The organism is Candidatus Zixiibacteriota bacterium, assembly GCA_021159005.1.
GTDB lineage: Bacteria > Zixibacteria > MSB-5A5 > UBA10806 > 4484-95 > JAGGSN01.
Genome location: JAGGSN010000135.1, coordinates 1 through 7652, shown reverse-complemented (window position 1 = coordinate 7652; position 7652 = coordinate 1). Strand labels below are relative to the sequence as shown.

Here is a 7652-nt window from a genome sequence, read left to right as displayed (position 1 = left end):
GGAATGACATCATTATAGCATCCGCCTAAGGCGGATAAAAGGCCGGACAGTAGTGTGAAAACATTTAAGCTTATGCAAGACAGATTTTTATATTTCTCAATAAAAACTTGCATTACTGCCATTTTGTTTTTTAGCAACTATTGTTATATCAATTAATTATTATATGTAAATAGCAAGCAGGCAGATGACGAATGTTAGTTTTACATAATTTATGGTTAATGCGGGCTACAGTTCATTTAATGTGGCTATATACTCTAATTGAGGTTTCAATATTTCTATTTAGCTGTTAACTTTGCTTAATAGTTCCAAAACCTCGTGAAACTGCCCTGCCCAATCCCAAAAATTGCGGCAGTTGAAAATTAATATAGAATGAACCGAAAAACCCGGCAATATTAGAATCCCGCTGAACGATGTATTCATCTTTAGTATTTAGCGTAATATTAATGTCTCTATCTAAAGGAATATTAAAATTGCGGGCAACTGCCAAGAAATTGCTTTCCAAAACTGTGGCTAAAGCCATGTTTCTTTGCTTGGGATTATTTTTAATATCAATACCGATTTCAGATTCCTGAACTGTTAGCCATGGAGTAAGAAAGCGATACCTTGATTTTTCTTCGGTGATGCAAAGAGGAGATTTTTTTTCAATAACCCTCTTTTCGGTAATTTTCCAAGGGCTAATTTCATTTATTTCTTCGAGTTTGTCGAAAACCTCCCATAGTAAATCGCAGCCTTCATTAACTGCAACGATAAGCGGCGCTCCTCGTATAACCTTATACTGTATAAGGGGATATTTCCCCCCAGAGGGGACGTAACCCGGTCGCCCAGCTAATTTTTGCGAAAGGTTGGAAATCTGTAAAGATAGCGGACAAGGACCTAAGTTTACTTCTCTGTCAGTTTTTAATGTTAGCAACAAATAATCTACATCCACAATATACCTACCTTAAAAATGTTAGCATTATAACTCCCATTTTATTATTATTGAGGATAATAAAATAACAATGTAATTGTCAACACTTTTGTATGAATTGGCGATAAAAATGAATGAAAACATGTTTAAGAAACTCGGCTTTAAATGCGGTCTCGAAATACATCAACAGCTAAAAACATCAACAAAATTATTCTGCAATTGTCCTACCGGATATAGGAACGATGCTCCGGATGCAGAAATCATCAGGCATATGCGTCCCACCTTATCCGAGTTGGGCGAATATGATGGCACCGCTCTGATGGAGTTTAAAACTAAAAAGCGGGTGATTTATCAGCTTTATCGTAATAATATGTGTACCTACGAAATGGATGATACGCCGCCATTCACTATAAACAAAAAAGCGCTGCAAATAGCTATTCGCTTAGCCCTTATGTTGAACTGCGCAGTAATAGATGAACTCCATGTTTCTCGCAAGCAGTATCTGGATGGTTCAATCCCTACCGGTTTTCAGCGAACCGCGATTGTTGGGGTCGGCGGCTGGGTTCCGTATAAAGACCGCAAGATTATGCTTTCACATATCTGCCTTGAGGAGGATGCCTGTCGCGAGGTTTCAGATAATGGTCATGATATAATTTTCAGAACCGACCGCTTGTCTTCTCCATTGGTTGAGGTAATCACGCAGCCAGTTTTAGAAACCCCAAGAGAAGCACGCGAGGTTAATGAACTTATCGGCAGAATGCTTAAGGCTTCGGGTCTTGTGCGCCGCGGCATCGGCAGTGTTCGTCAGGATGTCAATGTATCAATCACTGGCGGCACACGGGTGGAGATGAAAGGCATCTCCAAAACAGAATATGTTGAACGAATGACTGCGATTGAGGCTTTGCGTCAAAAATACCTTCTCGATATAAAAGATGAACTGCAAAAGCGCGGCTATAATAAAAGCAGTTTTACGCCGGTTAAAAAAGATGTTACAGATATATTAAACATCCGGCCATCATCGCTGATTGCCTCAGTGACAGGTTCCGGCAATCGTTTTGGCGCTGTTAAATTACCGGGATTTGCCGGCTTGCTGAAACGCGAGATACAGCCGAGAAGAACTTTTGCAGATGAATTTTCCGGGCGCGTAAAAGTTATTGCCTGTTTGGATAAGATGCCAAATATCGCTGTTAATGAAATACCGCTACCGGTTATCGATTCGGATTGTTGGAACAAACTTGCCAAAGAACTGGACACCTCCGATAAAGATGCCATCGTCTTAACCTGGGGTCCACGTAATGACATAGCTACTGCCATGAACGAAATCGTTATCAGGGCAGAGGAAGCGTTTGACGGTGTCCCTAATGATACCCGTCAGCATCTAAGCGATTTCACTACCGGTTTTGAACGTGTGCTGCCCGGACCTGACAGAATGTATCCCGATACCGACAGCCCGCCGGTGGCTATCCCTGCCTGTGATATTTCCAACTATAAAAGAGGCTTGCCCAAACGCTCATGGGAATATGAATCCGAATGGGAAAAACTGGGTACTCCGATAGACATATCGCATAAAGTTGTAGTTTCCCCTCTCCTTGAGATGTTTGACAGGCTGGTCAAGCAAGATTATATTAACCCTGTAAAGTTGTATTCGATGTTAAAACGTGTATACAAAGTTAACAAATCGGTTATCGATTTCAATATTGATACAGTTGCAAGTATTCTTGATAGGCAAAAGCAGGGACGTCTTACGCTAAAAACAGTTGAAAAATTATTCGTCGGTTCGACGCCCGCTGAATTGGAGCCAAAATTTTCTAAGTTGATTTCGGAAAAATCAGAATTGTCCGATAGCGATATTCGCCAAGCAATAGCTGAGGCAATCAAGCAGGCGGAGCAAATTGATTTTGCCAATAATGATGTCAAGACGAATTATATTATAGGTGTGGTCATGCGCCGGTTTGAAGAAGCGGTTGATGGCGGCAGGGTTAGAAACCTTGTAATTCTGTGAGATTTTAATTCTGTTTCGCAAGCCATTGCCTCAAATCAAGTATCAAATTCTTCGCTGTGAATAAGGCGCTAAGGCATATATTTTTTAGTCGATCTAACTTTGCCGCTGTTATATTTGTCTATACGAATATTTAGGGATTGCTGAATAAAATATTAACTTCTTTATTTATCATAAGATGGATTTATTTTATAATGATGCAAGTGAAAGGGTTTTTTAATAAAAAAGCCAAAAAGCTTGCCCATGCCGCAAGGTTCTTCGAAAGAAAACAGATGTGAAAGTCGAAGATTGCAAATGTTTGCTGAGAGTGAAGTAGGGACCGTGTTCTTGGGCAGCAGGTCGAAACTGATTTTACTTCGACCTGCCTGTCATTTTATTTTCAATAACAGATTTGCTTTACTTTTTGCTTAACAGCTGCTTGGTCAGGAAATCCTCCATAGCCCGATAGAAATCGAAGGTGTTTTCCTCATTGAGAAAACCATGTCCCTCGTTGTCCTTGACCATATAGACAACCTCAATACCGTGCTTTTTTAGAGCCTCAACAATCTGATTAGACTCGTCGATATTAACTCTCGGATCGTTAGCTCCCTGAGCCACCAACACCGGCACTTTTATATTATCCGCATGAAACACCGGAGATGCTTCAGCCAGCAGGATGCTGTCCTTAACCGGGTCGCCAACCATTTCGTACATCATCTTACGGTACAACTTCCAATAGGGCGGCATTGTATTCATAAAGGTAAACAGGTTGGAAACGCCAACGTAGTCAACACCGCAGGCATACAGATCGGGTGTAAAAGCAAGACCGGCTAAAGTTGCATAACCGCCATAGCTGCCACCATAAATGGCAATCCTATTCGGATCGGCGATACCTTCATCGATAAGCCATTTAACGCCATCGCTTATATCGTCCTGCATCTTTTTGCCCCATTCCTTAAACGAGGCTTGCCAAAATGCTTTACCATAACCAGTAGAACCTCGGAAGTTCATTTGGAATACGGCAAAACCACGGTTGGCCAAAAACTGAACCTCTCCACGAAATCCCCAGGCATCTCTATACCAAGGACCACCATGCGGGTTTACAACTATTGGAAGGTTTTTGGGCTCGACACCTCTGGGAACTGTCAAATACCCATGGATTGTCAAACCGTCACGTGATTTGTAGGATATCGGTTTCATCTCAGCCAACTGATTCTCTGGCAGCCACGGATTTCTATCAGCGAGTTTTGTGATTTTACCGGAACGAGTGTCAAATAGATAATATGAGCCAGTAGAGCGATCACTCATGGTGCGAGCGATGAAGATATCCTCATCACGATTGTTGGACGTTAGATAGATTTCATATCCGGGAAACCGGTGCTCCAACATCTTGTAGTATTTTTCCATCTCAGGGTCGAGAACTTTCCTTTGGTATTTCCAATCGACATAGTTAATCTCGGTCAAAACCTTGCGCTTGCGGGAGTAATTAAGACCGGAAACATCGACTTCGGGATTCTCATACAGCAACTCTAACTCAACGTTTTTTGCCAAGTCATATTTTACAATTACTTCACGATCCCGTCCCAGGTTAGACAGGGCATAGATGTGTTTGTTATCAAATGTAAAAAGAATAGGATGAAAAGTATCCTTGAAACCAACAGTCATTATTTCTTTAAACTCACCCTCGCTGCCATCTCGATACAAAATGGTGTTATTGATGCCATCGGTCCGAATGGCAATCCTGACATTGTAATCATGATCGGTAATCCAGCTCGAAATATTGCCGGGGTTTTCGGCTGCTAAAGTCAGTTCTCCGGTTACCGTGTTTAATCGGTAGACATCGAACACTTCCGGATTTATTTTGTTCATTGATATGAGGATGTCTGTATCGCGGTCCGGCATGTCATCAATAATTCTGGCCTTAACATTTTCAAAAGGCGTTAGGTCGGTCAAGTTGCCGCCATCGCGATCCACACCGAAAATATGGAAATTCTCATCACCACCGAAATCATGGAGGTACAGGAGGCGATTATTGCCCTTCCAGAAATAAGCCCAGATATCGCGATCGGTAACCGATGTAGCCCTGGTTATTTTCTCAGAACCTATCTCCTGCACAAAAATGTTCATTCGCCGCTCGAAAGGTTTTGTAAACGAGACATACTTGCCATCAGGAGAAATCTGGAAATAGGCTTGCTGGGGATTCTTAAAGAAATCCTCCATCGGAATAAGTGTTGTCTTTGTTGAACAACTGATAAACAAACACAGAAGCATCACAAACATGATAAGCAGCGCTGTGATAAATGTTCTTCGCATAGCAGAAATCCTCCACTTTTAATGATTAGTCTCCTGCTTTGGACGGGAGCGATTAGATCAAAAGGATACAAATACCAATTATTTATTATCCAAACGATACGATACTAATTATCAATAATAACTAACATAGATAATTTGCGCAATGCTTTTGTTCTCATTTATGCGTTGCCTTTCATTTAGAATCTAAGTATTCATTGATATGGCATTACTCGACTGCTAAATCTTCCGCCGTTAGGTTGAGATGTTGGTTGATGCACAACAGCAAGCAGGTTTCGATCAAGTTATCTGGAATGCTTCAGATGTTACATCCGGCATATATTTCTGTAAACTCCAAGCTGGTTATTATTCTGAAACGAAGAAGATAATATTTTTAAATTTAACTAATTGGTCAACTTGTAGGTTAGAAAAAACTGGCTCCCCGGATTGGTGTCTCAAAGCGTACTTTTATGGGATGCAGTAAAATTGGTTATTAATCGTGTAGCTAAAAATCATACAACGATTAATATGCTGCCTCATACAATTGTGTCATAATGAATCGTTCCTATTACAGGGTAAGTTTAGCATAATTTTGGCTGATTAGAACTAAAAATCCAACCAATTTATAGAATTATTAAAGATCACTTCCCGGGTTCGAGGCTCGTCCACCCCCGTTTTTAATGGAATTCATTGATTATCATATGCTTATGCAATATAGCAGATTATAGCTTTATCGCTCTTAACACCCATCGAATTAAGCTATAGGAATCGCTTCAACTCGATTTGCTAATTCAGTTGCTAATTATCCAAGTTTTAACTACATTTCCAACGATCACAAAAGAATTGATTCTTGCCATGGTTTAATTAACTTTAAAAGAGGTACGATAATCGGGGGCGTGACAGGACAGTTCTTTCATGAATTCACATGCCTTCATTGTCTCAAGAAGAGAGGAACGATATGAGCAAATATACATTCGGAGTCATTGGCACTTCAAAAAAGGAAGATGAGCGACGAATTCCAATCCATCCAGAGCATCTACTGCGCTTGCCCGTACAAGTGCGCCGCCAACTGATATTTGAGGAAGGCTATGGAGTGCCACTTGATATCGAAGACTCGGAGATTGCTGCTCAGTCGGGTGGCATTGCCGCACGCCGCGAACTGTTGGCCGAAATCGGGAGGGTTATCATTCCCAAGCCAGTTTTATCTGATTTACAGGAACTTCGCGAAGGTGGAATCCTTTGGGGCTGGCTACATTGCGTACAACAATGGGATATTACTCAAGCTGCGATAGATCGCAAGCAGACACTCATCGCCTTTGAGGATATGTTTACCTGGGGACCCAATGGCCAGATTGGCCGCCACACTTTCTATAAGAACAACGAAATGGCCGGCTATTGTGCGGTATTGCATGCCTTACAACTAAAAGGCATCGACGGGCACTACGGAAACCAACGTAAAACGATCATTTTTAGTTTCGGTGCGGTCAGCCGCGGGGCCATATGCGCTCTCAAGGCACGTGGGTTTAGAGATATCACAATCTGCATTCTGCGCCCCGACCATGAAGTACGGGAGGAGATACTTGATTGTCACTATGTCCATATTCGGGAAGGCAAAGATGGGGAAGCGCGCATGTTGTTTATGGAGCACGATGGTACTGAGAAACCGTTGCTTGATCTGATCAGCCAATCAGAAATCATTGTAAACGGAACCTTTCAAAATACTGATCATCCCATCCTATTCGTAGCTGAAAATGAGAGATCATGCCTCAGGCCAGGCTGCCTAATCATTGATGTCAGTTGCGATGAGGGTATGGGATTCTTTTTTGCCAAACCAACCACGTTCAGGAATCCAATATTAAAGATTGGAGCGGCAGATTACTACGCGGTGGATCATACACCAAGCTATCTCTGGGAAAGTGCCTCGCGATCTATCTCCGCTGCCCTCATTGTCCATTTGCCGGATGTGGTCGCGGGACGTGAGAGCTGGCAGGAAAATGAAACCATTCGACGGGCTATTAATTTTGACGCGGGTGTAATTCAGAAATCCAACATACTGTCGTTTCAGAAACGCCAGCCGTTCTTCCCTCACACACCTATCGATAAGAGGGCCAGCTGAGTACCTCATTGCGAATAAAATCCCTGCCTCTGTGAGATTTTAATTCTTTCTCACGAGCCATTGCCTCAGCTCGAATATCAAATTCTTCGCTGTGAATAAGGCGCCAAGGTATATATGCATTAGTTGATCTAACTCGGCCACTGTTATGTTTGTCTAAACGCATATTTATATCGTTAGTCTGTCCAGTATAGATTCTATCATACTTTTCCAAATATAAAACATAACACTACTGTCCGGCCTTTTTTATAGAGTTCTTAAAATAATACCCAACAATCGAAGCTTGCTTATTTCATAACCCATAGAGCATCGGGATGTTGGGCAACTCCGATAAACATCGGCACTTCATCTTTTATTTTGTTAAA

Annotated in this window: 5 protein-coding genes; 2 read left to right on the top strand and 3 right to left on the bottom strand. The window is 41.8% G+C overall.

What is annotated here, in order from left to right; translation table 11 throughout:
- Positions 1–286: 286 nt before the first annotated feature.
- A complete protein-coding gene (locus tag J7K40_08770; GenBank protein ID MCD6162490.1) occupies positions 287–910 on the bottom strand; it encodes a hypothetical protein in 624 nt (207 codons plus the stop codon).
- A 127-nt stretch (positions 911–1037) separates the two neighbouring features.
- On the opposite strand from J7K40_08770, the gene gatE reads away from it, so the two are divergent.
- Complete coding sequence (gene gatE, locus J7K40_08765; protein MCD6162489.1) at positions 1038–2909, top strand: Glu-tRNA(Gln) amidotransferase subunit GatE; 1872 nt, start codon at positions 1038–1040, stop codon at positions 2907–2909.
- 393 nt (positions 2910–3302) lie between these two features.
- Here the strand turns inward: gatE and J7K40_08760 are convergent, their stop codons facing one another.
- A complete protein-coding gene (locus J7K40_08760; GenBank protein MCD6162488.1) occupies positions 3303–5198 on the bottom strand; it encodes a S9 family peptidase in 1896 nt (631 codons plus the stop codon).
- Between the two features lie 934 nt (positions 5199–6132).
- Between J7K40_08760 and J7K40_08755 the strand changes: the two genes are divergently transcribed.
- A complete protein-coding gene (locus J7K40_08755) occupies positions 6133–7290 on the top strand; it encodes a N(5)-(carboxyethyl)ornithine synthase (GenBank protein MCD6162487.1) in 1158 nt (385 codons plus the stop codon).
- Here J7K40_08755 and J7K40_08750 read toward each other — a convergent pair.
- Complete coding sequence (locus J7K40_08750; protein MCD6162486.1) at positions 7268–7501, bottom strand: GIY-YIG nuclease family protein; 234 nt, start codon at positions 7499–7501, stop codon at positions 7268–7270. The genes J7K40_08755 and J7K40_08750 overlap by 23 nt on opposite strands.
- Positions 7502–7652 lie beyond the last annotated feature (151 nt).